This window comes from Streptomyces sp. Q6, from assembly GCF_036967205.1.
Classification (GTDB): domain Bacteria; phylum Actinomycetota; class Actinomycetes; order Streptomycetales; family Streptomycetaceae; genus Streptomyces; species Streptomyces citrinus.
This window is the reverse complement of sequence record NZ_CP146022.1, coordinates 5,488,126-5,512,521: the sequence shown is the minus strand read 5'-3', so window position 1 is coordinate 5,512,521 and position 24,396 is coordinate 5,488,126. Positions and strand designations below refer to the sequence as shown.

19 protein-coding genes are annotated in these 24,396 nt (G+C 69.1%); 10 read left to right on the top strand and 9 right to left on the bottom strand.

Features of this window, described 5'->3' with window-relative positions; genetic code table 11:
* Positions 1 to 79: 79 nt before the first annotated feature.
* From V2W30_RS25740 to V2W30_RS25710, 7 genes are all read right to left on the bottom strand, one after another.
* Entirely contained in the window at positions 80 to 1,201 is a 1,122-nt protein-coding gene (locus tag V2W30_RS25740) for a dipeptide ABC transporter ATP-binding protein (RefSeq protein WP_338700150.1), read from the bottom strand.
* Positions 1,202 to 1,228: 27 nt separating this feature from the next.
* Positions 1,229 to 2,290, bottom strand: a complete 1,062-nt coding sequence (locus V2W30_RS25735) for an ABC transporter ATP-binding protein (protein WP_338700148.1) — start codon at positions 2,288 to 2,290, stop codon at positions 1,229 to 1,231.
* Between the two features lie 10 nt (positions 2,291 to 2,300).
* Positions 2,301 to 3,278, bottom strand: coding sequence for an ABC transporter permease (locus V2W30_RS25730; protein ID WP_338700147.1), 978 nt, complete (start codon positions 3,276 to 3,278; stop codon positions 2,301 to 2,303).
* A gap of 110 nt (positions 3,279 to 3,388) precedes the next feature.
* Positions 3,389 to 5,185: an ABC transporter substrate-binding protein gene (locus V2W30_RS25725; protein WP_338700146.1), complete on the bottom strand. Its 1,797-nt coding sequence runs from the start codon at positions 5,183 to 5,185 to the stop codon at positions 3,389 to 3,391.
* A 107-nt stretch (positions 5,186 to 5,292) separates the two neighbouring features.
* Entirely contained in the window at positions 5,293 to 6,324 is a 1,032-nt protein-coding gene (locus V2W30_RS25720) for an ABC transporter permease (RefSeq protein ID WP_338700144.1), read from the bottom strand.
* Positions 6,325 to 7,130: 806 nt separating this feature from the next.
* Positions 7,131 to 9,038 carry a translational GTPase TypA gene (typA, locus tag V2W30_RS25715; RefSeq protein WP_338700142.1) on the bottom strand — a complete coding sequence of 636 codons (1,908 nt, stop codon included), beginning with the start codon at positions 9,036 to 9,038 and terminating at the stop codon, positions 7,131 to 7,133.
* A gap of 265 nt (positions 9,039 to 9,303) precedes the next feature.
* A complete protein-coding gene (locus tag V2W30_RS25710) occupies positions 9,304 to 11,580 on the bottom strand; it encodes an ABC transporter family substrate-binding protein (protein ID WP_338703757.1) in 2,277 nt (758 codons plus the stop codon).
* A gap of 365 nt (positions 11,581 to 11,945) precedes the next feature.
* Between V2W30_RS25710 and V2W30_RS25705 the strand changes: the two genes are divergently transcribed.
* From V2W30_RS25705 to V2W30_RS25675, 7 genes are all read left to right on the top strand, one after another.
* Positions 11,946 to 12,239 (top strand): hypothetical protein, encoded by a 294-nt coding sequence (locus V2W30_RS25705; RefSeq protein ID WP_338700141.1) that lies wholly within the window; start codon positions 11,946 to 11,948, stop codon positions 12,237 to 12,239.
* A 40-nt stretch (positions 12,240 to 12,279) separates the two neighbouring features.
* On the top strand, positions 12,280 to 13,122 hold the full coding sequence (locus V2W30_RS25700; RefSeq protein WP_338700139.1) for a hypothetical protein: 843 nt from the start codon (positions 12,280 to 12,282) through the stop codon (positions 13,120 to 13,122).
* Between the two features lie 16 nt (positions 13,123 to 13,138).
* A complete protein-coding gene (locus tag V2W30_RS25695) occupies positions 13,139 to 15,076 on the top strand; it encodes a fumarate reductase/succinate dehydrogenase flavoprotein subunit (RefSeq protein ID WP_338700138.1) in 1,938 nt (645 codons plus the stop codon).
* On the top strand, positions 15,073 to 15,846 hold the full coding sequence (locus V2W30_RS25690; protein WP_338700137.1) for a succinate dehydrogenase/fumarate reductase iron-sulfur subunit: 774 nt from the start codon (positions 15,073 to 15,075) through the stop codon (positions 15,844 to 15,846). The genes V2W30_RS25695 and V2W30_RS25690 overlap by 4 nt, the downstream gene beginning before the upstream one ends.
* A 66-nt stretch (positions 15,847 to 15,912) precedes the next feature.
* Complete coding sequence (locus V2W30_RS25685) at positions 15,913 to 16,818, top strand: hypothetical protein (protein ID WP_338700136.1); 906 nt, start codon at positions 15,913 to 15,915, stop codon at positions 16,816 to 16,818.
* A gap of 151 nt (positions 16,819 to 16,969) precedes the next feature.
* Positions 16,970 to 18,070 carry a LacI family DNA-binding transcriptional regulator gene (locus V2W30_RS25680; RefSeq protein ID WP_338700135.1) on the top strand — a complete coding sequence of 367 codons (1,101 nt, stop codon included), beginning with the start codon at positions 16,970 to 16,972 and terminating at the stop codon, positions 18,068 to 18,070.
* A 76-nt stretch (positions 18,071 to 18,146) separates the two neighbouring features.
* Entirely contained in the window at positions 18,147 to 18,905 is a 759-nt protein-coding gene (locus V2W30_RS25675) for a GNAT family N-acetyltransferase (protein WP_338703755.1), read from the top strand.
* A 564-nt stretch (positions 18,906 to 19,469) separates the two neighbouring features.
* Here the strand turns inward: V2W30_RS25675 and V2W30_RS25670 are convergent.
* Positions 19,470 to 19,808, bottom strand: coding sequence for a hypothetical protein (locus tag V2W30_RS25670; protein WP_338700134.1), 339 nt, complete (start codon positions 19,806 to 19,808; stop codon positions 19,470 to 19,472).
* 223 nt (positions 19,809 to 20,031) lie between these two features.
* Positions 20,032 to 21,024 (bottom strand): acetylxylan esterase, encoded by a 993-nt coding sequence (locus V2W30_RS25665; RefSeq protein ID WP_338700133.1) that lies wholly within the window; start codon positions 21,022 to 21,024, stop codon positions 20,032 to 20,034.
* Positions 21,025 to 21,250: 226 nt separating this feature from the next.
* Here V2W30_RS25665 and V2W30_RS25660 point away from each other — a divergent pair, with 226 nt between their 5' ends.
* From V2W30_RS25660 to V2W30_RS25650, 3 genes are read left to right on the top strand one after another with little or no spacing between them, the layout of a single operon-like run.
* Entirely contained in the window at positions 21,251 to 22,495 is a 1,245-nt protein-coding gene (locus V2W30_RS25660) for a sugar ABC transporter substrate-binding protein (RefSeq protein WP_338700131.1), read from the top strand.
* A 51-nt stretch (positions 22,496 to 22,546) separates the two neighbouring features.
* On the top strand, positions 22,547 to 23,512 hold the full coding sequence (locus V2W30_RS25655; RefSeq protein ID WP_338700130.1) for a sugar ABC transporter permease: 966 nt from the start codon (positions 22,547 to 22,549) through the stop codon (positions 23,510 to 23,512).
* The gene (locus V2W30_RS25650) at positions 23,509 to 24,366 is read left to right on the top strand and encodes a carbohydrate ABC transporter permease (RefSeq protein WP_338700129.1); all 858 of its coding nucleotides are present in this window, start codon (positions 23,509 to 23,511) and stop codon (positions 24,364 to 24,366) included. The genes V2W30_RS25655 and V2W30_RS25650 overlap by 4 nt, the downstream gene beginning before the upstream one ends.
* The last annotated feature ends 30 nt before the right edge of the window (positions 24,367 to 24,396 follow it).

Genomic DNA, 24,396 nt, shown 5'->3' with positions numbered 1-24,396 from the left:
CGCCCAGCCGAAAGCACCACGGCCCGGCGCCGGTGACGATGTCACCGGGGCCGGGCCGCAGCCTCGTACGAAACAGACGTCAGGACTTGTCGTCCTCCAGCGCCGCGAGCGCCGGGTCGAGGATGATGTCCTCGGTCCGCTCGACGGTCGGGTCCTCCGGGAAGTGGCAGGCCGTGAGGTGACCGGCCTGGGAGCCGGAGATCTGCACGAGCGGCGGCTCCTCCGTCGCGCACTTGTCCTGCGCCTTCCAGCACCGGGTGCGGAAGCGGCAGCCGGACGGCGGCGAGATCGGCGAGGGCACGTCGCCCTCCAGGCGGATGCGCTCCTTCTTGTTCGCGTCGATGTCCGCGTCGGGCACGGCCGACATCAGCGCGTGCGTGTACGGGTGACGCGGCCGGTTGTACAGGGAGTCGCGGTCCGCGATCTCCACGATCTTGCCGAGGTACATCACCGCGACGCGCTGCGAGAAGTGCCGCACGATCGCCAGGTCGTGCGCGATGAAGACGAACGCGATGCCCATCTCCCGCTGGACCTTCTGGAGAAGGTTGACGACCTGCGCCTGGATGGAGACGTCGAGCGCCGAGACCGGCTCGTCCGCGACGATCAGCTTCGGCTCCAGGGCCACCGCACGGGCGACGCCGATGCGCTGGCGCTGACCGCCGGAGAACTCGTGCGGGAAGCGGTTGTAGTGCTCGGGGCTCAGGCCCACGATCTCCAGGAGTTCGCGGACCCGCTTCTCACGGCCCCCGGGCGGGTTGATGCCGTTGATCTCCATCGGGCCGGAGATGATCGTGCCGACCGTCTGGCGCGGGTTCAGCGACGCGTACGGATCCTGGAAGATCATCTGGATCTCGGACCTGATGGGCGCCAGCTGCCGCCGGTTGGCCTTGCTGATGTCCTGGCCCTTGTACGTGATCGTGCCCTGCGTGGGCTCGTACAGGCGGGTCAGGAGACGGCCCGTCGTCGACTTGCCGCAGCCGGACTCGCCGACCAGGCCGAGGCTCTCGCCGGCGTAGACCTCGAAGTCCAGGCCGTCGACGGCCTTGACCGCGCCGACAGTGCGCCGGATCGGGAAGCCGCCCTTGATCGGGAAATGCTTGTGCAGGTCGCGGACCTGGAGGAGCGGCGTGGCGTCGCCGTCCCGCTGCTCAGGGATCGCCGCGTCGGCGACCGCTGTGGTCGTGCTGTTGTTCTCACTCATGGTCATGCCCCAGTCGCCGGTTTCAGCTCAGCCCAGCCGGGGCTGAATCGTGTCGATGAACACCTGCTGCTTCTGGTCCGCCGTCAGGTGGCAGGCAGAGCCGCGGCCCACCGGAAGCACCGGACGCTCGCCCGAGCAGCGCTCACCGCTCACCTTGTCGGTGAAGGTGCAGCGCGGGTGGAACGGGCAGCCGGACGGCGGGTTGAGCAGCGACGGCGGCGAGCCGGGGATCGGCAGCAGCGGCTCGTTGACGTCCGAGGACAGACGCGGCATCGAGCTCAACAGACCCCAGGTGTAAGGGTGCTGAGGCGACTTGAGCACCTCGCGGGTGCTGCCGCGCTCGACGGCGCGGCCCGCGTACATCACGAGGATGTCGTCGGCCATGTTCGCGACCACACCCAGGTCGTGGGTGATCATGATGATCGCGGAGCCGAACTCCTGCTGCAGGTCCTTGAGCAGGTCGAGGATCTGCGCCTGCACCGTCACGTCGAGAGCCGTGGTCGGCTCGTCGGCGATCAGCAGCTCGGGGTTGCACGCCAGCGACATGGCGATCATGGCGCGCTGGCGCATACCGCCGGAGAACTGGTGCGGGTAGTCGTCGACGCGCTGCTTGGGCTGTGGGATGCCGACCTTGCCCAGCATCTCGATGGCCCGGTCCCGGGCCTCCTTCTTGGAGGCGCCGGTGTGCTTGCTGTACGGCTCGGCGATCTGCCGGCCCACCGTGTAGTACGGCGAGAGCGCGGTCAGCGAGTCCTGGAAGATCATCGCCATCTTGTTGCCGCGAAGTCGCTCCATCTCGGATTCCGAGGCGGTGAGCAGCTCCTTGCCATCGAGGACGATCTCGCCGTCGATGGTGGTGTTCTTCTTGTTGTGCAGGCCCAGCACGGTCAGGTTGGTGACCGACTTGCCGGAACCCGACTCGCCGACGATGCCGAGCGTCTTGCCGCGCTCGAGGTCGAAGGAGAGGCCGTCCACCGCCTTGACGGCGCCGTCCTCGGTGGAGAACTGCACCCGCAGGTCGCGTACCGAGAGGAACGCCTCGGAACCGGTCGGGGCCGGGGCGTCCTCGGGCTTGGTGAGTGTGGTCACGGGGGTTCTCCTAGGACAGGCGCACGCGCGGGTCGATCACGGCGTACAGGGCGTCCACGACGACATTGCAGATGATGATGAAGGCGGCACTGATCAGCATGACGCCCATGAGGACCGGCAGGTCCTTGTTCGTCACCGATTCGATGGCCAGGCGGCCGAAGCCCGCGAGGCCGAAGGTCAGCTCGGTGACCATGCCACCGCTGAGCAGGGCGGCGATGTCCATACCGATGATGGTGATGATCGGGATGAGCGAGCCGCGCCAGGCGTAGCGGAAGAAGACGTAGCGGCTGCTCATGCCCTTGGCACGGGCAGCTCTCACATGCTCTTCCTGAAGCTGTTCGATCATCGAGGAGCGGGCCATGCGGGTGTAGTTGGCCGTGAAGATCGTGGCCATGACGACCCAGGGGATCAGCAGGCCCGCGAACCACGCTCCGGGATTCTCGGTGATCGGCGTGTACTTGGGCTTGTCCAGCCAGCCTGTGCTGTAGACGAAGATGCCGAGCACGATCGGGCCGAGGAAGTAGATCTGGAAGGAACTGGTCACCAGCGAGGCGCCGCTGAAGAGCTTGTCCAGCCAGGTACCGCGGAAGCGGGCGGCCATCAGGCCGGCGCCGAGACCGGCGATAAGGAAGACGACGAGGCCACCGACCGTGAGGGAGACCGTCAGCGGAAGACGGTCCATCATGGTGTCCCACACCATCTGGTTGTTGCGGAACGAGACGCCGAAGCACGGCGCGTCGCAGTGGCCCACCGGGAAGTCGCGTCCGGCGAAGATCCCCACCAGGTAGTGCCAGTACTGGACCGGCACCGGGTCGTCGAGGCCGAGGTTCTTATGGATGATGTCGAGCGCGGCCTTGGTGCAGTTCTTGCCGCACGCGAGCGTCGCCGGGTCCTGTGGGATGGCGAAGTACATGAAGAACGTGAAGGCGCTGATCAGCAGAAGGATGAGTGCTGCGCCAGACGTCCGGCGTATGAGAAATCGAAGCATCGCAAAAAGCTGCTCTCAGGACGGCGGCGGTGGGGAGGCCAGGAGGGGTCCGGCGGCCCGGGGGTGAAGGCTCCGCCGCGCCTTCACCCCCGGGAACTGCCTTTAGCTGGTTACTTCTTGAGGTAGATCGTGGTCGGGTCGGTGTAGCTGACCACCTGGCCGTAGCGCAGGCCACCCACGTTCGAACCGGCGATCTGGAACACCTTGGTGTAGTAGATCGGAGCAGCCGGGTTGATCTTCTCGGAGATGTACTTCGAGAGCTTCGCGTACTCGGCGGCGCGCTCGTCGGCGTCGGCGATCTTCTGGATGCGGCCGAGCTCCTCGTTCACGTGCTTGTCGTTCGTGTGCGAGTAGTTGGACGCGCCGTCCTGGATCTGGGCACCGTCGAAGGAGGGCGGGAAGACGGTGTTGCCGTCGGCCCAGTCCTGGCCCCAACCGGTCATGTAGAGGTCAAAGCCGTTCTTGACCTTGCCCATCTGCTCGTACCACGTGGCCTGGTCGACTTCCTTCTTCTGGATGTCGAGGCCGATCTTCTCCAGGTTGTTGATGATCAGGTTCGCCTGGGTGGTACGGACCGGCGTGTTGGCGTACGCGTAGACGAGCTTCTTGCCCTCGGCGCCCGCCTCCTTGATGAGCTTCTTCGCCTTCTCGATGTCACCGTTCGGCTTCTTGACGCGGTCGAACGGGTCGTACGTCTTGTCGAAGCCCGGGGTGGTGGGCGACATCAGCGACGTGGCCGCGTCACCGCCGTAGGCACCACCGTCGGCGCGGGCGGCCGAGGTGGCCGGGATCGCGAGGGCGATGGCGTCACGGATCTTCTTGTCCTTGACGCGGTCCATGTTGAAGTTCAGCTGCCACACGTACGGGGCGTAGCCCTGGATCGTGCGCTTCATCACGGCCTTGTCGGACGTGATCTTCTGAAGCTGCGTGGCGTCGACCTGACCGGTGAACATGATCGCGTTCTTCGCGTCACCGCGGTCGGCCAGGATCGTCTTCGTCTGGTCGGCCTTGTCGTGGTTGAACTCGATGTTCCAGCCGTCGACGTAGGCGTGACGCAGCGGGTCGGTCTTCTCGTCCCAGTTGTCGTTGCGGACCAGGGAGAGCGACTTGCCCGACTTGTACGAGGCGACCTTGTACGGGCCCGTGGAGACGGGAGCCTGGTCGTACTTCTGCTTCGTGTCCGTCTTCTCGGGCACGACGGAGTAGGCGGCCATGGCGAGCGCCTGCGGCACGTCGGTGTGCGCCTCGAGGAAGTGGAACGTGATGGTCTTGTCGTCCGGGGTGTCCAGGACGGACTTCGGCAGGTGCTTGCCCTTGTACGGGCCCTTGTAGGCCTCGCGGTACTTGGTGCCCGCGCCCGACAGCCACTGCTGGATGTAGGTCGGACCGTCCGTCAGGAACGGGTCGTAGAGCCGCTCGATGGAGTGACGGATGTCGCCCGACGTGATGACGTGGCCGTTCTGGTCCTTGACGCCGTCCTTCAGCGTGAAGGTCCAGGTCTTGCCGCCGTCCGAGGACTTGCCCGGGTCGGTGGCGAGGTCGCCGACGACCGTCTGGTTGCCCTCGGCGTCCTCGGTGTACGTGGTCAGGCCACGGTAGAGGAGCTTGGCGAGCATGCCGGCGTCGGAGACGTAGATCTGCCCCGGGTCCAGGTGCGAGAAGTCCGCCTCCTGGTAGACCTGGACGGTGCCGCCCTTCTTGGCACCGGCGACGGGCTTGGCCGGACCGACCGAGTCCTGGGCGGTGCCCATGGCGACCGGCTTGGCCTGGGCCTTGGCGTCCTCCTGGGACTTACCGGCCGGCTTCTTGCTGTCGTTGCTGCCACTGCTGCAGCCGGTCAGAGCGAGGGCGCCGACGGCTGCCGCGGCGACCGTTGCCTGCGCCGTGCGCGATCGAAGGATGCTCATGGAGTTGAGTCCACCTGCCTGTGAGTAGTGATCCTTTGGTGCTGCCTGGCGCATCCGGATGGTCCCCCCGGTGCCCGGGTGGCAGCTAACCCCCTGGTGGTGCCGGTTCAGCGTCCGGTCTTGGGATCGAACGCGTCCCGAACCGAGTCACCGAGGAGGTTGAACGCCACGAAGAAGACGACCATGGCGACACCCGGGAAGAACATGTAGGTCGGGTCCTGCTCGTAGATCTTCGCGGCGGTGGCGAACATCAAGCCCCAGTCGGGAGTGGGGTCTTGGTAGCCGACGCCGACGAAGGAGAGGAAGGCGACCGAGAGGATGGTGCTGGGGAGGAGGTACGTGCCCTGGACGATGATCGGCGTGACCAGGTTGGGCAGCAGCTCCTTGCGGATGATCCGCCACGGCGTGGCGCCCGCGACCTTCGCCGCCTCGACGAACTCCCGCTCGCGCAGCGACATCGTGACGGCGCGCACCAGACGGGACAGGCTCATCCAGGTGAGCATCCACATGACACCGGTGATGGCGAGGAACCGGATGTAGACCGGCGTCTCCTCGTCGGGGGCCACGAACACCGCGACGATGACCGGCATGGCCGCCACCATGAACAGCTGGTTGGGCAGGGCCATCATGAAGTCGGTGAACCGGCCGAGCCAGTAGTCGATCCGGCCGCCGAAGTAACCCGCGGTCAGACCGATCACCACACCCAGGAGCACCATGCCGATGGTGGCGCAGAGCGCGGTGTACAGCGAGGTCCGCATTCCGTACAGCAGGTACGAGAACACGTCACGCCCGTAGTTCGGGTCGATGCCGAACCAGTGCTCGGGCGACATACCGCCGTTGGGCCCCGCCGGCAGGTTGAACTCGTTGAGCAGCGTCGGGTCGTCCTGGCCGTAGAACGTGTACGGGTCCTTGCCGTACAGCTTCGTGATGACCGGGGCGAGCGCGGCTATCGCGAAGAAGAACAGCACGATGCAGGCGGAGATGATGCCCGTCTTGTCGCGCTTGAACCGGCGCCACATCAGCTGTCCGGGGCTGCGCCCCTCCAGCTTCTTGGGCTCCGGGGCGTCGCCCTGCGGCGCGCTCTCCTTGTCCAAGGCGGAAGAGGTAACAGCGCCCTCAATCTCGATTGGACTCGTCATGATTCGTCCATTTCACAGGTGTTGGAGGTCGTCGGGGGTACGGAGACGGTCCCGGCGGCCATCGCACGGCGTACGTCATTCGAAGCGCGCGAGGGGAACAACGACTGGGGTGAACCCACCCCTGGGGAACCCTGGCCCTGCTGTACGTCGGCCTCGGCCGGTCGTCAACAGGCCGAGCCGTCAAGCGCGTTCGCGACGCTGGATCGTTACCTCGGCCGCCACAACGGGACTGGACGTGCCCGTGGGGCCTACAACACCTGTCATCGGGGACGACGCGACCCATATGGCGCTTGTGGCACCTGGCATGGGTTCCTCCTCATGAGTCCACTTTGTTCACTGCAAGTGGAGGCACGATTCACCCAGCCGACACCCCTGACGGCGAAGGTGCATGTGCCCCTAGTGTGCTCGCGAGTCGGCGCGCTCCCCACAGCGCGTGACCCATTGACCCGAGCTCTACGCGGTCAACTATTAGCCACGTCGGCTGTCGCGACCACACTCTTTTGGTCTCGGTTCGATCACACCTGATGCGTACATTGCCCAAAATCCGGACAAACGGATCTGCGATAGAGGACCACGAAACGGACGTGTTACATATCTATCGACCACTCACGCCCGAATACCGGACACCACCGTGGACTTAATCACTTGCGCCGGGGCGGTATTTGACCCTTTGTTGGGCGACGTCTTACCCGCCCTGTCCCCGGACGCGGTCACCCCGCGTAGACACGGGCAGGTTAGCGGCAACGCAAAGGGCCCGGCACCCCTTTCGGGGTACCGGGCCCTCCTGGGCGTCAGCTAGCGGGACATCAGCCGTGCTTGGCGCGCGAGGCCGTGCGGCCGCGCTCCTTCTGGTCCAGGACGACCTTGCGGATGCGGACGGCCTCCGGGGTCACCTCGACGCACTCGTCGTCGCGGCAGAACTCCAGGGACTGCTCCAGGGACAGCTTGCGGGGCGGCACGATCGCCTCGAAGGAGTCCGCGGAGGCGGAGCGCATGTTGGTGAGCTTCTTCTCCTTAGTGATGTTCACGTCCATGTCGTCGGCGCGCGAGTTCTCGCCGACGATCATGCCCTCGTACACCTCGGTGCCGGGCTCGGTGAACAGCACGCCGCGCTCCTGGAGGTTCGTCATCGCGAACCCGGTGACGGCGCCGGCGCGGTCGGCGACCAGCGAACCGTTGTTACGGGTCGTCAGCGTGCCGAACCACGGCTCGTGGCCCTCGTGGATGGAGTGGGCGATACCGGTACCGCGGGTGTTCGTCAGGAACTCCGTACGGAAGCCGATGAGGCCGCGGGACGGGACGACGAACTCCATGCGGACCCAGCCGGAGCCGTGGTTCGACATGTTGTCCATACGGCCCTTGCGGACGCCCATGAGCTGCGTGACGGCGCCCATGTGCTCCTCGGGGACGTCGACCGTGAGGCGCTCGACCGGCTCGTGGACCTTGCCGTCGATCTCCTGGGTGACGACCTGCGGCTTGCCGATGGTCAGCTCGAAGCCCTCGCGGCGCATCTGCTCGACCAGGATCGCCAGGGCCAGCTCACCGCGGCCCTGCACCTCCCAGGCGTCGGGGCGCTCGGTCTCCAGGACGCGCAGCGAGACGTTACCGATCAGCTCGCGGTCCAGGCGGTCCTTGACCTGGCGGGCGGTGACCTTGCGGTCCTTGACGGCCGACTTGGCGGCCGCGCCCTTGCCGGTGCCACCACGGCCGACCAGCGGCGAGGTGTTGGTACCGATGGTCATGGAGATGGCCGGCTCGTCCACCGTGATGAGCGGCAGCGCGACCGGGTTCTCCGGGTCGGCGAGCGTCTCGCCGATCATGATGTCCGGGATACCGGCCACGGCGCAGATGTCACCGGGGCCCGCGACCTCGGCGGGCTTGCGGGTGAGCGCCTCGGTCATCATCAGCTCGGTGATGCGGACGTTCTGGATCGTCCCGTCGCGCTTGATCCACGCGACGGTCTGGCCCTTGCGCAGCTCGCCCTGCTCGACGCGCAGGAGCGCGATACGGCCGAGGAAGTTGTCGGCGTCCAGGTTCGTGACGTGCGCCTGGAGGGGGGCCTCCTCGTCGTACGTCGGAGCCGGGACGTGCTCCAGGATCGTGGAGAAGAACGGCTCCAGGCTGGTGGAGTCCGCCGGGACCGTGCCGTTCTCCGGCTTGGTCAGCGAGGCGATGCCGTCACGGCCGCACGCGTAGACGATCGGGAACTCGATCTGGTCCTCGTCGGCGTCCAGGTCGAGGAAGAGGTCGTACGTCTCGTTGACGACCTCGTCGATCCGCGAGTCGGGGCGGTCCGTCTTGTTGATGCAGAGGATGACGGGCAGGCGCTGCTGGAGCGCCTTGCGCAGCACGAAGCGGGTCTGCGGGAGGGGACCCTCGGAGGCGTCCACGAGCAGAACGACGGCGTCCACCATCGACAGACCACGCTCGACCTCGCCACCGAAGTCGGCGTGGCCCGGGGTGTCGATGATGTTGATCGTGATGACGTCGCCGCCATCCTTCGGGTGGTACTTCACCGCCGTGTTCTTGGCGAGGATCGTGATGCCCTTCTCACGCTCCAGGTCATTCGAGTCCATCATGCGATCGTCGAGGGACTCGGCAGCGTGCGCGGCGAACGAACCGGCCTGCTTGAGCATGGCGTCGACGATGGTCGTCTTGCCGTGGTCGACGTGGGCGACGATAGCGACGTTTCGGATGTCGTGGCGCGTGGCCATATTGCGGCGTACTCCCGGAGTGAGTGGACGGCTGCGCGTACATCAGTGATACGCGCGCCCTGCCGGGCTGGACACGCCACGGCCTTACCCCATGGTACGTGGCTTGACGGGTGGGGGCTCTGCCGGGCCTTGTGGGGAGGCCGGCAGGTGAAGAAAACCGCAGGTCAACGGGTGTTACGAACCTTGCCCGCCGGACAGGCCGGCGGGCAAGGGAATTGAGCTCGATCTGAGCTAAAGAATCACGGCGACCCGTACGGGAACCGGGTTACGAGTCCTCGGAGGGCGAGGCCGACGGCTTGGCGCCCTTCTTCAGGTAGCCGATGTCCTCGTACTCGGGCTCCTGGAACCCGAAGGCGCCGGCGTTGGCCAGCTCCGGCCTGGCCGCGACCAGCTCGGGCCGCTGGTACAGCGGAATCGATCCTGCGGCGGCCCAGATCCGGGCGTCCGCCTGCTTGACCAGGGCGCGCTCCTCGTCCTCGTCGAGTTCGCCGATGGCCTGGTCGAAGAGCTGGTCGATGTGGTCGGTACCGACCCGCGTGTAGTTCTGCTCGACGGTGAGCGAGCCGTCGGCGGCCGGGACCGGCTTGGCGTAGATGGGGCGGCCGTCGGTCGCCGGGTAGGCGGACGCGGGCCACGAGTACAGCGCCAGGTCGTACTGGCCGGACGCGATGTGGTCCTTGAAGTAGCTCTCGTCGTCGACCTTCATGACGTCCGTCCGTACGCCGATCTTCTGGAGCATCCGCGTGATCCGGTCGGCGACCGCGCGCAGCTGCTCCGAGCCCTCGCCGGAGGGGAGCACGAAGCGCAGGGTGAGCGGCTTGCCGTCCTTGGCGAGCGGCCCGGCGGCGGCGCCGGCCGGGGCGGCCGTGCCCTTCGGGGCGTACGCGCCGGGGGCGCCACCGTGCTTGGCGGCACTGTCCTTCTTACCTGCGTGCTCGCGCGTGGGGTGCTTCTTCTTCTCCTTGTCCGCCTCGCGCAGCTTCATCGTCTCGGCCTGGTGCAGCAGCGCGGCGTACTGGGCGGCGGCCACCGGGCCGGGGCCGAGGAGCAGCGGCGCGCTGTCGCCGGGCTTCTGGTCGTCCTCGCCGACGATGTACGTGCCGTCGCCGGCGTCCTCGGAGTCGCCGGACGCGTCGGAGTCGGCCTCGCCGCCCGCCGTGCTGGGCTTCTCCTTCTTCTCCTTCAGCGGGCCGCCGGGCGTCCAGCCCGCCTCGGCGAGCAGCGCCTGCGCCTCCGCGGTGTCCTGGTCACCGAGCGCGTCGCTGTTGTCGGCGTACGCGTCCTGCCCGGACAGGGCGAGGTGGTTGTCGACGGTGGTGACCGGCAGCCCGAGCGGCTTGAGGACGGCCTCGGCGAGCTGGGTGCGGTCGAGGGCGCGGGCGACGGCGCGGCGCACGCGCTCGTCGGCGAGGGGGCCCTCGGAGCCGTTCAGGGCGAGCTGCGTGAAGGCCGGTTCGAGGGACTTGCGGACCTGGAAGCCGTGCAGGTTCGCCTGTTCCTTCGCGTACTTCCTGATGGCCTTACGGGTCTTCTTGCGGGCCGCGATCTCCTCCTCGGCCGCTTCCTCGTCGTCGCCGTGCACGATCGCCCAGGAGCGCAGCGCCTTGCCGGGGGTGAGGGCGGCGCCCGGACCGTGGGCGAGGGGTCCGGCGGTGCCCTTGTCGCGGGCCGCGTACGAGATGCGGTCGGCGCCGCCCGCGTCGAGGTCGGCCAGGTCGAGCTTGTCGGCGGCGAGGGCGGCGGCGCGCTCGGAGCGCGGCACGGCGGCGAGGACGAGCCGGTCGAGCTTGGCCGGGCGGCCCCACCAGCGCGGGTTGCGCTTGAGGGTGACCTCCTTGGCGTCGCGGTCGATCGCGCCGATGGCGAAGGGGCCCGCGGTGACCTTGAGCTTGCGGCGGGCGCCCTCGTTGAAGTTGTCCGGCGTCCCCATGACGTCCTTGGGGTACAGCGGCGAGAACAGCGCGCGCCAGTCCGTGTACGGCTTGGAGAACGTGACCCGGACCTCCAGGTCGTTCGCGCCGCGCTCGATCTTCTCGATCCGGTCGTAGCCGGCGTTGTGCGCGGTCCAGTACGCGGTGTCCTTGCCGGACAGGGCGCGCCACTGGGCGGCGAAGTCGGGGGCGCCGATCTCGCGGCCGTCGCTCCAGACGGCCTGCTGGTTCAGCTTGTACAGCACGACCTGCTTGGGCTCGGTCTCGATGACCTCGGCCTTCTCCAGGTAGTCGGCGTCGCGCTGCGGGCGGCCCTGCGCGTCGATACGGAACATGGCCGGGAGCACGGCGCCGGTGATCCGGCCGGTGCTCTGGTCGGCGTCCGCCTGGAAGGAGTTGAGGGTGCCCGGCATGGCGTCGATCGCCCAGCGCAGGGTGCCGCCGTCCTTGATCTGGTCGCGGGCCGCGGGGGCGATGTCCTGCCCGGCGGAGGGGACGCTCTTCTCGTCGTCGGCGCCGCATCCCGCGAGGGCGGTCACGGCGAGCGCGCCGCTCACGAGAAACGCGGCCGAGCGGGTGGCTGCGCCTGGGCGCCTGGGGTGGTGGTGCATCTCGGCGAGTACCTCCGGTGCGGGCCGGTTGATCACGTTTGGCGGTATATGTCGCTGATCACATCTATTGGCCCACTGAAATGGATGGGGTCCGCCGAGTCCGGCCGACACGGCGGCGCGCCGCGGGAACCCCACTCTTGCGGCTTAACGGGGGCGCCCAGGGGAGGCCGATCGACGTGCGAGCGCGGCCGCGGGTCCGAGGGGGGCCGGTCGCGCAGCTCCCCCCACTCGGCGCGCACAAGGGGGCGCGTATGCGGGCGCGCGCCCGGGAATCCGGGCCGGTGTCTTCACAAACCGCAATGTGACGCGCGACACTCGCAGGCGCATGAGCATCTCCGCCGCACCAGCGGAAGCGAGGGCAAGTCATGTCCCTGAATGACGACTTGGCGGCGGTACAGCGCTGCGTCGACGATCTCGTCCGGGCCGTGGGCCGCCTCACGGCGGACCCCGCGGGACCGGACCTGCGCCGCGTCCGTGCCGACACCGATCACCTGCGCGAGAGCGTGGCCCTGCTGCGCGCGTCGGTCACGACGCAGAGCCAGGGCCGGGCGCACCGCCCGGAGGGCCTGGTCACCATCCCCGACACCCCGTACGACAGCTCCCTGTGGACCGACTCGGACGACGAGGGGCTCGGCGCGCGGGACCGGCACGCCCCCTGAGGCACACCCACGACCCCAGTCCCTTCGAGCGGAGGCTTCGTTGGCCACCGGCACGGAACCCACCAGTACCGAAGAACCCCGTACCGCGAGCGGCACCGGCGTCCGCGGCCGGACGCGTGCCGCGATCTCCGCGCCGCACCTGCGCACCGACCGCTGGTGGCTGGCCCCGGCCGCGACCGCCGCCGGGCTGCTCGCCTTCATCGTCTACTCGACCTGGCGGGCCTTCGCCAACGCGGACTACTACGCGGCGCCGTACGTCTCGCCGTTCTACTCGCCGTGCCTCGCCGACAACTGCGCGCCGATGCGGCACGGCCCCAACTGGGAGCTGTTCGGCGGCTGGTGGGGCCTGTCCCCCGCCCTGCTCATCCTGATCTTCCCGCTGGGTTTCCGGCTGACCTGCTACTACTACCGCAAGGCCTACTACCGCGGCTTCTGGGCGTCGCCGCCGGCCTGCGCGGTGGCCGAGCCGCACAAGAAGTACAGCGGGGAGACGAGGTTCCCGCTGATCCTCCAGAACATCCACCGGTACTTCTTCTACGCGGCCGTGCTCGTCGCCTGCATCCTCACGTACGACACCGTGCTCGCCTTCCGCGACGAGCACTACGCGTGGGGCCACATGGGCCTCGGCACCCTGGTGTTCCTCCTCAACATCGTGCTGATCTGGGCGTACACGATCTCCTGCCACTCGTGCCGGCACATCGTCGGCGGGCGGCTGAAGCACTTCTCGAAGCATCCGGTGCGGTATCGGCTCTGGGGCTGGGTCGGGAAGCTGAACGCCCGTCACATGGCGCTCGCCTGGGGCTCGTTGGTGAGCGTGGCGCTCGCCGACTTCTACGTGTACCTCGTCGCCTCCGGCGCTTTCGACGATCCGCGATTCTTCTAATGGACGGTGCCTTCTGATGTCAGTGGTGGAGCGGCAGCGGTGGGATGTCGTCGTGGTGGGCGCGGGCGGGGCCGGTCTGCGGGCCGCGATCGAGGCGCGTGAGCGTGGCGCCCGTACGGCCGTGATCTGCAAGTCCCTGTTCGGCAAGGCCCATACGGTGATGGCGGAGGGCGGCATCGCGGCCGCCATGGGCAATGTGAACTCGGGGGACAACTGGCAGGTCCACTTCCGCGACACGATGCGCGGCGGCAAGTTCCTCAACCAGTGGCGGATGGCGGAGCTGCACGCCCGCGAAGCGCCCGACCGGGTCTGGGAGCTGGAGACCTGGGGCGCGCTCTTCGACCGGACGGCCGACGGGCGGATCTCGCAGCGCAACTTCGGCGGGCACGAGTACCCGCGCCTCGCGCACGTCGGTGACCGTACCGGCCTCGAACTCATCCGCACGCTCCAGCAGAAGATCGTCCAGCTCCAGCAGGAGGACTTCAAGGAGACCGGCGACTACGAGTCTCGTCTGAAGGTCTTTCAGGAGTGCACCGTCACACGGGTGTTGAAGGACGAGGCGGGCGAGCGCGTCTCCGGCGCCTTCTGCTACGAGCGCGAGAGCGGACGGTTCTTCGTGCTCGAGGCGCCCGCTGTCGTGCTGTCCACCGGCGGTATCGGCAAGTCCTTCAAGGTGACGTCGAACTCGTGGGAGTACACGGGTGACGGGCACGCGCTCGCGCTGCTCGCCGGGGCGCCGCTCCTGAACATGGAGTTCGTGCAGTTCCACCCGACGGGCATGGTCTGGCCGCCGTCGGTGAAGGGGATCCTGGTCACCGAGTCCGTGCGCGGCGACGGCGGGGTGCTCAGGAACTCCGAGGGCAAGCGGTTCATGTTCGACTACGTCCCCGACGTGTTCAAGGAGAAGTACGCGCAGTCGGAGGAGGAGGGCGACCGCTGGTACGAGGACCCGGACCACAACCGGCGGCCCCCCGAGCTGCTGCCCCGCGACGAGGTCGCGCGGGCCATCAACTCCGAGGTGAAGGCCGGGCGCGGCTCCCCGCACGGCGGCGTGTTCCTCGACGTGTCGACCCGTATGCCGGCGGACGTCATCCGCCGCCGGCTTCCGTCCATGTACCACCAGTTCAAGGAGCTGGCGGACGTCGACATCACGGCCGAGGCGATGGAGGTCGGGCCGACCTGCCACTACGTGATGGGCGGCATCGCGGTCGACTCGGACACGGCGGCGGCGCGCGGCGTGCCCGGTCTGTACGCGGCCGGCGAGGTGGCCGGCGGTATGCACGGCTCCAACCGGCTCGGCGGCAACTCCCTCTCCGACCTGCTGGTCTTCGGACGGCGCGCCGGACTGCACGCCGCCGAGTACGCGGCCGGGTTCGACGGCGACCGCCCCGGCGTCACCGACCTCCAGATCGACGCGGCCGCCGCCGAGGCGCTGCGCCCCTTCTCGGCCGAGGGCCAGGAGGAGGGCACCGTCCCCGAGAACCCGTACACGCTGCACCAGGAACTCCAGCAGGCGATGAACGACCTGGTCGGCATCATCCGCCGCGAGGGCGAGATGGAGCAGGCGCTGCGCAAGCTCGCGGACCTGCGGCTGCGGGCGCGGCGGGCCGGGGTCGAGGGGCACCGGCAGTTCAATCCCGGCTGGCACCTCGCGCTCGACCTGCGCAACATGCTCCTGGTCAGCGAGTGCATCGCGCGGGCCGCCCTGGAGCGCACGGAGTCCCGCGGCGGGCACACCCGCGAGGACCGTCCGGCGATGGACCGCGAGTGGCGCCGGGTGAACCTGCTGTGCCAACTCCGTGATCCCACCGGCGGGTTGGCCGCCACCGACCCGGTGCGCGGCCAGATCGATCTCGTACGCGAGACCACCGAACCCGTCCGCCCCGACCTGCTCGCCCTCTTCGAGAAGGAGGAGCTGGTGAAGTACCTGGCCGAAGAGGAGCTCTTCGAGTGAGCGACACGTACGAGGCGCACTTCAAGGTGTGGCGCGGGGACACGGACGGCGGCGGTCTGGAGGACTTCGCGGTCGAGGTGAACGACGGCGAGGTGGTCCTCGACATCATCCACCGCATCCAGGCGACCCAGGCCCCCGACCTGGCGGTCCGCTGGAACTGCAAGGCGGGCAAGTGCGGGTCGTGCTCGGCCGAGATCAACGGACGGCCGCGGCTGATGTGCATGACGCGGATGTCGGTCTTCGACCCGGGCGACGTCATCACCGTGACACCGCTGCGCGCCTTCCCCGTCGTCCGGGACCTGGTGACGGACGTCGGCTTCAACTACACGAAGGCCCGCGAGGTGCCGGCCTTCGTGCCGCCCGCCGGGGTCGGGCCCGGCGAGTACCGGATGATGCAGCAGGACGTGGACCGCTCGCAGGAGTTCCGCAAGTGCATCGAGTGCTTCCTGTGCCAGGACACGTGCCATGTGGTGCGGGACCACGAGGAGAACAAGCCCGCGTTCGCGGGTCCCCGGTTCCTGATGCGGGTCGCCGAGCTGGACATGCACCCGCTCGACGCGGCCGCCGCCGAGGGCCTCGACCGCAAGCGCACCGCCCAGGACGAGCACGGCCTCGGCTACTGCAACATCACGAAGTGCTGCACGGAGGTCTGCCCGGAGGGCATCAAGATCACGGACAACGCGCTGATTCCCTTGAAGGAAAGGGCGGTTGACCGCAAATACGATCCCGTGGTGTGGCTGGGGAAGGTGATCCGGCGGCGGAAGCCGTAGTCCCCCGGCTGTCGGCCGGTCCCGCGTGCCAGACTGCCGCGCATGCGGATGGTGACCAGGAGATTCATGGTGCCCCTGTTGGCCGGGGTGCTCGGGGCGAGCGCTGTGGCCTGCGGGGCGCAGAACGACGACGGCACGGCCGGTGACGGGGAGCGCGGGCTGACGGCGGCGCTGTCCGCGGTTCCCGCGTCGTCGGCCGAGCTGCCGCTGACGTACCGGGACGTACGGACCGCCCGCCGGCTCGTCGCCACGGGCGCCTCGCTGTACCGGGGGCTCGACGGATACGGGGTGTGGGAGCTCAGCGGCCGCCCCGAGTCCCGCGCCACGTTCAGGACCCGGTACGGCTTCGACGCCAAGAACATCGAGACGTCCCTGCTTCTGGGGAGCCAGCAGTCGCAGCGGCTCACCGGGACGTTCGACGTCGACGCGGCCCGCGCCGCCCTGACGAAGCGCGGCTACAAGGCGTCGGACGAGGGCGGCGACGGCGTGCGGCTGAGCAAGGACGGCCAGGCGTCCTTCGCCGTGTCCGCCTCCGCGCGCGTGACCGACTGGCTCGACGGCGCCACCCTCCCCCTCGAAGCGCCCTCCGACGCCGTCACGGACGACTCCGCGTACCGGGCGGTCCTCGACTGCCTCGGCGACGACGTCTACGAGGCCTCCTTGTACGGAAAGCGCCCCGAGTACCGCGAGCGGGGCATCACCCTGGTCGGTGTCGCGGGCCGGGTCGACGGCACGAAGAACCCGACGGAGACGCTCTGCGCGCTGACGCCGTCGAAGGCGGCGGCCGAGCGGGCCGCCGGGAAACTGCGCGGGAAGACCGGCGCCGGTGAGCGGTACGCCGGATCGAAGGTGACCGTCGGCGAGGGCGAGACCCCTGTCGTCTCCCTGACCTGGAAGAACGCCACGAAATCGGGCCTGCGTCCGACCGACCAGGAGCGCACCGGCGAACTCCTGCGACTCCTGCTGTCCTGACGCACACCCCTTCCCGCAAGGGCACGAAACGGAACCTCTCGGACACCGCACAGGCCCGCTCTTGCTCCGGTCGCCCACCCCGACCTAGGGTGAATGCGCTTTCATTTCTCTGTCACCTGTCGTCCCACGAAGCACATGGGGGTCCCACCCGGTGAGCACAGCCCCCACGGTGTACGACGTGGCCGAGCGGTCCGGCGTCTCCATCGCCACCGTCTCCCGCGTCTACCGCAACCCCGACTCGGTCCGCGCCCAGACCCGCGAGCGGGTCCTCGCGGCGGCCCGCGAGCTCGGCTACGTCCCGAGCGGGAACGCGCGCGGTCTCGCCAGCCGGTCCACCGGTGTGCTGGGCCTGTGCTTCCCCGACTACTCCGACCCGGACGCCGAGTCCGAGGCGGAGACCGGCGCCGGGGACGAGGCCGACAACGACGCCGCGATGCTCTACTCCGACCAGATCATCCGCGGCATGGAGCGCGCCGCGCGCCGGCACGGGTACGCGCTGCTGATCGCCGCGTCGCTGAAGGGCGGCCCGGAGAGCCTCGTGGCGAAGGTCGCGGGACGGGTCGACGGGTTCGCCGTGCTCGCGAGGACCGTGCCGACGGAGGAGCTGGAGGTCATCTCGCGGCGGCAGCCGGTGGTGATGCTCGCCGGACCCCGTGAGTCCGACGACCTCGACCACCTGGACCACATCGAGGTCGCGAACGCGGACGGCCAGCGCGAGCTGACCCGGCACCTGATCGAGGACCACGGGCTGCGGCGGCTCGCGTACGTCGGCTCCGCCGAGGAGTCGCCGGACGTGGAGGCACGCTTCCGCGGCTACGTCGAGGCGTGCCGCGCGGCGGGCATCCAGGTCTCGGACGCACCCGACCTGCGGGTCGGCATGATGACGCAGCCGGAGGGCGCCCGCGCCGCCGACGTCCTCCTCGACCGTCCGGGCGACCGCCCCGAGGCGCTGCTGTTCGCCAACGACCAGATGGCGGTCGGCGCCCTGCACACACTGGAGCGCCGGGGCGTCCGCGTCCCCGAGGACATCGCCGTCACCGGCTTCGACGGCATCGCGCTCAGCCGCCTGGTGCGCCCCGCGCTCACCACCGTCCGGCAGCCGATGCGGCGGATGGGCGAGGAGGCGGTGGAGCTCCTGGTGCGCCGGCTCACCGGGCGGCAGGACAAGGAACCCGTGTCGATGGTGCTGCCCGTGTCGGTGGCCCGCCGGGAGAGCTGCGGCTGCGCGTCGCGGGGTGCCGCGCCGGCATAACCGGATGCACCGGGGCCCGGCATTCCCGCACGATGGCCCCATGTCCGAGCGCCCCTCACCCGCCCCGCTGTCCGCCATGGAGCGGAACCTCGCCGAACACGCCTGCCATCTGCACCGCGCCCTGCCCGGCGCCCGGGTCGTGGACTCCGGCGACCTGCTGGTCGCCGACAGCGGTCTGCCCGACGACACGTTCAACATCGTCGCGGCGGCCCGCCTCTCCCCCGGCGACGCCGATCGGCGTATCGCGGAGACGGTACGCGAACTGCGCGGCACGGGGCGCCCGTTCTCCTGGTGGGTGGGGCCCGCCGCCGAACCGGCCGACCTCGGTGCCCGGCTCGTCGCCGCGGGGCTCACCGCCTCCGAGCGGGAGACCGCCATGTGGGCACGCCTGGACGGCACCGTCCCCGCACCGGCGGCCTCGGACCTCGACATCCGCCCGGTGACGACCCCGGCCGCGCTCACCGACTACGCCACCGTCCTCGCCGCCAACTGGACCCCGCCCTCCGCGACCGTACGGCGCTTCTACGCCGCTGCCGCCCCGCGGCTCCTGGCCGCGGGCAGCCCGGCCCACTGCCTGGTCGGCTACGTGGCGGGCCGCCCGGTCTGCACGGCCGAGGTCTTCGACCACGCGGGCGTGGCCGGCCTCTACAACATCTGCACCCTCGACACCCACCGGCGCCGCGGTCACGGCGGCGCGATGACCGTGGCGGCCCTGCGCACGGCCCGCGCGCTGGGCCACGACATCGCGGTCCTCCAGGCCTCGGAGGAGGGCGAGCCGGTGTACCGGCGGTGGGGCTTCGAGGGCTGCGGCCATTTCACGGAGTACGCGATCTGAGCCCGCCTGTCCCCAGCCGGCCCCCACCTTGCGCCTCACCCAGGGCCCCGCACCGCCGGGCGGCCCACCTCAGGTGGGCTCACGTCACGGCAGCCCACCCCGGGCGGCCCGCTTCCAGGCGACTCACCCCAGGCGATGCACCCCAGGCGATGCACCCCAGGCGACTCGCCACCAAGCGGCCCCCTCCCGAACGGCCCACTTCGACACGGCCCACCCAGTAGCCCGTATCCAGGCGGCCCGCCTCCAGGTGACTCACCCCAGGCGACTCACCACCAAGCGGCCCCCTCCCGAACGGCCCACTTCGACACGGCCCACCCAGTAGCCTGTATCCAGGCGGCCCGCTTCCACGCGGCCCGCTTCCACTCAGCCCGTATCCGCGCGACCCGCTTCCACGCGGCCCGCTTCCACTCAGCCCGTATCCGCGAGGCCCGCTTCTACTCAGCCCGTATCCACGCAGCCCGTACCCACGCAGCCTCTTCCAAGCCGACCGCTCGCAGCGTGCCCGGCGGCGGAACCGCCCGCCCGCACGCCGTCCGCTCCCCGGCGGCCCACCGCCCAAGCCGCTCACTTCCAAGCCACGGCCACCACGGTCGCCGCCGCCGTCAGTACCCCGACGCCGTAGAAGGCCCACGCCTGCTTGTTCCGCATGCCCACGAGTGCCACTACCGCCACCAGGACGTCCAGGGCCAGCTTCACGCCCATCTTCGCGTGCGGGATCGGCAGGTCGAGGGTGGCGCGGGTCCAGATGAGTCCCGCTCCGGTGACGAGCTGAACCACCGCGCTGCTCACCATGTAGCCGCCGGTCACCGGGTCCTTCCCCCGCAGCTGGTAGAACAGGCCGCCCATGATCGCGGCGAACCCGAAGAGGTGGAAGACGAGGAGCACGTACCGGAGGGTCTCCATGCGAGTGATCTTTCCGTGAGGCGGGGCGAGTTGAGGCCCGATGCGCCCGGGACGCGGACGTCCTGATACGCACCCGGCGAAGGGTTTCGCATCAGGGACTGTCCAGCGCCCCGGAATGTGACATCCGCCCCGCCGCCCTCACTCACGCACCGGAGGGAGGGGCAGTGATCGCCCCTCCCTCCGGCCGCCGTCCGGGTCGGCCCCGGGCCCGCGCCAGGTCAGGTCACTTGAGCACGCGCGCGAAGAACTCCCCCTTGGCGGCGGCCAGTTCGGCCGACGCCGCCGCCAGGCCCGGGAACTCGAAGTGCCCGGCCTCCAGCACCATCAACTCCGCAGCCCCGCCGAGCGAGTTGTGGACGGCGAACTGCCCCGGCGGCGGCACCGACGGGTCGAACAGCGCGGCGGCGACCAGCACCGGCTTGTCGATCCGCGTGGCGGCCGTCGCCGCGTCGAAGTACCGCAGCACGTCGACCACTTCGGGGTGCGTCTCCCGATGGCGCCGGACGGCGGCCCCGCTCCCGATGCAGTCCAGGGTCAGCCGCAGCGGATGGTTCCCGAACGTCGGCACCGTCAGTTCCCCGGCCGCGAACCGCTCGTCCCACGGCAGCGCGAGCGCCCCGAGCCCGCCCCCGAAGCTCTCCCCGAGGTAGCCGAGCCCCGCGCCCGAGGCCACCCGCTCCCCCAGCTCGGGGACGAGTTCCAGCAGGGCGCTCGCCGCGCACCACAGATCGGCGACGCACTCCCCGATGACGTACGTCTCACGCGTCTCGATCCCGTGCAGCACATGCTCGGCGGAGGTGGACGGCACTCCGTCGACGAGACCGCGCTCCACCATGCCCCGCACGCACGGCAGGATCGCCGCGGACCGGGGCAGCGGCAGCGGCACGTCGGGTCCGGCCTGGTCGCGGCCGCCGTAGCCGTGCCCGATGACGAAGCCGTGCTCCGCCGGGCCGTCCGCCGGCAGTGCCAGCCACCCGCCGAGGCGGACGCCGCCCACGGAGTCGTAGGTCACCTCGAAGATCCGCACGCCGTCCCGTTCCTCGACGAGCCGCCCGACCTCGGGACGGGTCCGCACCTGCCGCGCGGCGTCGTGACGGCCCCGCCAGAACGCGTCGAAGTCGGCCGGAGCGTCGTTCGGCGCGGGCACGGCGAGCAGGTCATCGAGCGTGTAGCCGTAGGTCGGATCGAACGGGAATTCGTGTGTGAACGCTGTCATGGCCGCGACCCTAGGTCAGAGATCACACCCGGTACAGGCCAATTCTTCCGAGGTGGCCCGACTGAAAACGGAATGTCTCTTTTACTCTCGAAGGAGTGCACCGCCTCTCCTGTTACGGGAGTGTGACCAAGACCCCTCTTGCCACATCAGAGGCACCTGGCACAGAGTTATGTATGCGCTTACAGACAGCGCATACATCCGGGGTCCGCTCAAGGAGGAGCCGTCCATGAACCGCCGTGCCACCACTGCCGCGATCGCCGTAAGCCTGGCGTCCGCGCTGACTCTCACCGCCTGCGGCGGCTCCGGCGGCGACTCGGTCGCGGCCGACGCGAAGCAGACGCTGACCGTCTGGGCCATGGGTACCGAGGGCGAGAAGCTCGCCGACGTCGCCAAGGACTACGAGAAGGCGAACCCGAAGATCACGGTGAAGGTGACCCCGATCGGCTGGGACGTCGCCCACCAGAAGCTCGTCGCCGCCGCGGCCGCGAACAAGCTGCCCGACGTGATGCAGATGGGCGGCAGCTACCTCACCGAGTTCGCCGACATGGGCGCCCTGGAGCCGATCGACACCAAGACCTTCCAGGAGAAGGACTACTTCCCGGCCGGCTGGGAGCAGGGCGAGTACGACGGCAAGGCGTACGGCGTCCCGTGGTACGTCGACACCCGCGTCCTCTACTACCGCACGGACCTCGCCGAGAAGGCCGGCATCGACAAGGCCCCGGCTACGATGGCCGAGCTGAAGCAGGCCGCGGAGAAGTACCAGAAGGCCGGCTCCCGCTACGGCCTGTCGATCCAGCCCAACGGCCTCGACTCGGTGCAGAGCTTCTACCAGTTCCTGTACTCGGCCGGCGGCGAGATCGTCACCAAGGACGGCAAGGCCGTCGCCAACAGCCCGAAGGCCGTCAAGGCGCTGGAGAACTACACCAGCTACTTCAAGGACGGCCTCGCGGCGAAGTCGGTCCGTCCCGGTTACGACGTGACCAAGGACTTCAACACCGGCAACGTCGCGATGTTCTTCGGCGGCCCCTGGCACATGGGTCTGCTCGACGACAACTACCCGAACCTCAAGGGCAAGTGGGCCATCGCCAACGTGCCCACCGACGAGACCTCCGCCTCCATGGCCGGCGGCTCGTCCCTGGCGGTCTCCTCGGACAGCGAGCACAAGGCCGCCGCCCAGGAGTTCATCCAGTACCTGACCGACGCCAAGGGGCAGAGCGACTGGTTCGAGCGCACCAAGGACCTCCCGGCCAACGTGAACGCCTGGAAGTCCGGCGAGCTCGCCACCGACCCGAACATGAAGGTCTGGAAGACGCAGATGGAGTCGGCGCGCGTCTCGCCGTCCCAGCCCAAGTGGACCGAGATCACGTCGAAGATCGACGCCGCGATCGAGAAGGCCGCCCAGGGCAAGACCTCCGCGAAGGCCGCGCTCGACGAGGCGCAGTCGCAGATCGAGGGCCTGATCCAGAAGTAGCCGCGGGTCACGGCAGCAACCCCCACACGCAGGAAGTCCGAAGGGCACACCATGTCCACCACGACACCCACCCGCGCGCGCTCCGGGGCCGTCAAGGCCCCGGACAGCGGCAAGGCGGGACGGCGCAAGAAGCGCTCGATGGGCAAGCAGAACCTGGCCGGCTGGCTGTTCTCGACCCCGTTCCTCGCGCTGTTCGGCGTCTTCATGCTCTTCCCGATCGTGGCGACGCTCGTGATGAGCTTCACCGACTTCGGGCAGCGCAACGTCCGACGCCCGCTGGAAGCGAACTTCGTCGGCCTGGAGAACTACACCAAGCTCTTTGGCGACGACCAGTTCCTGCGGGCGATGTTCAACACCGCCTACTTCGTCGTCGTCGGAGTGCCGCTGACGATCGGGCTCGGGCTGCTCGTCGCGATCCTGCTGAACAACGGCATCGAGCGGGCCCGCACGTTCTTCCGCGTCGGCTTCTACGCCCCCGTGGTCACGACGATCGTCGCCGTGGCGATCGTGTGGCGGTTCGTGCTCGACCCGACGGACGGCCTGATCGCCGGGCTCGGCGACGAACTCGGCTTCACCGCACCGGACTTCCTCGGTTCGGAGACCTGGGCCATGCCCTCGCTGATCCTGATGGCGGTGTGGCGCAACCTCGGCACGGTGATGGTCCTGATGATCGCCGGCCTCCAGGCCATCCCGACCGAGGTCCGCGAGGCCGCCCGCCTCGACGGGGCGAGCGCCTGGCAGGAGCTGCGCCGCATCACGGTGCCGCTGCTCCGTCCGACGCTGCTCTACACCACGGTCATCACCACGATCGGCTACCTCAACGTCTTCGAGGAGCCCTTCGTGATGACCCAGGGCGGTCCGAACGACTCCACGCTGACGGTGTCGCTCGACATGTACAAGCAGGGCTTCAGCTTCTTCAACATGGGCTACGCCAGCGCCATGGCCTACGTGCTCTTCGTGGTGATCATGGCCATCACGGTGCTTCAGCTCCGACTGATGAAGGACAACACCAAATGAGCGCCGTCACCTCCACGCGCCGCGGGAACGGCCGCGCCCGCAAGCCGCTCCTCTACGTCGTCGCCTCGCTCGGCCTGCTGGTCATGGCCACGCCCTTCCTGTGGATGGCGCTGAGCGCCTTCAAGACCAAGAAGGACCTGACCGCCAGCCCGCCGGTGTGGATCCCGTCCGAGTGGACCCTGCAGAACTTCCGGGACCTGCTCGACCAGCTGGACATGCCGCAGTACTTCCTGAACTCGGTGATCGTCGCGGTCCTCGTGACCGTCTGCAATCTCCTGTTCTGCTCGATGCTCGGCTACGCCCTCGCGAAGCTGAACTTCTCCGGCCGCTCGAAGGTCTTCGGGGTCGTGCTCGCCGCGCTGATGGTGCCGGCGAACCTGATGGTCCTGCCGCTGTTCGTGCTGATCAACCAGATGAACCTGCTCGACACCTACGCGGGTCTGGTGCTGCCCTTCGCGGCCGGTGCCTTCGGCGTCTTCCTGATGCGGCAGTTCATGCAGTCGATCCCGGACGAGCTGCTCGAAGCGGCCCGGATGGACGGCGCCGGCGAGTGGTACATCTTCTGGCGGATCGTCCTTCCGCTGGTCAAGCCCGCCCTCGCGACGCTGACGATCTTCACGTTCCTCGGGTCGTGGAACAACTTCATCTGGCCGCTGATCGCGACCAACGACCCCCACAAGTACACGCTCCCGGTGGCCCTCGCGACGTTCGCCAACGACCCCAACCGCACGGTGGGCGGCGGCAACGGAATGCTGATGGCGGGCTCCCTGCTCGTCGTCCTGCCCGTGCTCGTCGTGTTCGCGGTCCTCCAGCGCCACTTCACCCAGGGCATCGCCACCGCCGGCATGAAGTAAGCCGCACCGGCCCCCACACACGTACGCAGA

Coding starts and splice junctions, on each gene's coding strand:
- V2W30_RS25740 (WP_338700150.1), bottom strand. CDS start 1,201: ATGAGTGAGAACAACAGCACGACCACAGCGGTCGCCGACGCGGCGATC.
- V2W30_RS25730 (WP_338700147.1), bottom strand. CDS start 3,278: ATGCTTCGATTTCTCATACGCCGGACGTCTGGCGCAGCACTCATCCTT.
- V2W30_RS25725 (WP_338700146.1), bottom strand. CDS start 5,185: ATGAGCATCCTTCGATCGCGCACGGCGCAGGCAACGGTCGCCGCGGCA.
- V2W30_RS25720 (WP_338700144.1), bottom strand. CDS start 6,324: ATGACGAGTCCAATCGAGATTGAGGGCGCTGTTACCTCTTCCGCCTTG.
- typA (WP_338700142.1), bottom strand. CDS start 9,038: ATGGCCACGCGCCACGACATCCGAAACGTCGCTATCGTCGCCCACGTC.
- V2W30_RS25710 (WP_338703757.1), bottom strand. CDS start 11,580: ATGCACCACCACCCCAGGCGCCCAGGCGCAGCCACCCGCTCGGCCGCG.
- V2W30_RS25705 (WP_338700141.1), top strand. CDS start 11,946: ATGTCCCTGAATGACGACTTGGCGGCGGTACAGCGCTGCGTCGACGAT.
- V2W30_RS25695 (WP_338700138.1), top strand. CDS start 13,139: ATGTCAGTGGTGGAGCGGCAGCGGTGGGATGTCGTCGTGGTGGGCGCG.
- V2W30_RS25685 (WP_338700136.1), top strand. CDS start 15,913: ATGGTGCCCCTGTTGGCCGGGGTGCTCGGGGCGAGCGCTGTGGCCTGC.
- V2W30_RS25675 (WP_338703755.1), top strand. CDS start 18,147: ATGGAGCGGAACCTCGCCGAACACGCCTGCCATCTGCACCGCGCCCTG.
- V2W30_RS25670 (WP_338700134.1), bottom strand. CDS start 19,808: ATGGAGACCCTCCGGTACGTGCTCCTCGTCTTCCACCTCTTCGGGTTC.
- V2W30_RS25665 (WP_338700133.1), bottom strand. CDS start 21,024: ATGACAGCGTTCACACACGAATTCCCGTTCGATCCGACCTACGGCTAC.
- V2W30_RS25660 (WP_338700131.1), top strand. CDS start 21,251: ATGAACCGCCGTGCCACCACTGCCGCGATCGCCGTAAGCCTGGCGTCC.
- V2W30_RS25655 (WP_338700130.1), top strand. CDS start 22,547: ATGTCCACCACGACACCCACCCGCGCGCGCTCCGGGGCCGTCAAGGCC.
- V2W30_RS25650 (WP_338700129.1), top strand. CDS start 23,509: ATGAGCGCCGTCACCTCCACGCGCCGCGGGAACGGCCGCGCCCGCAAG.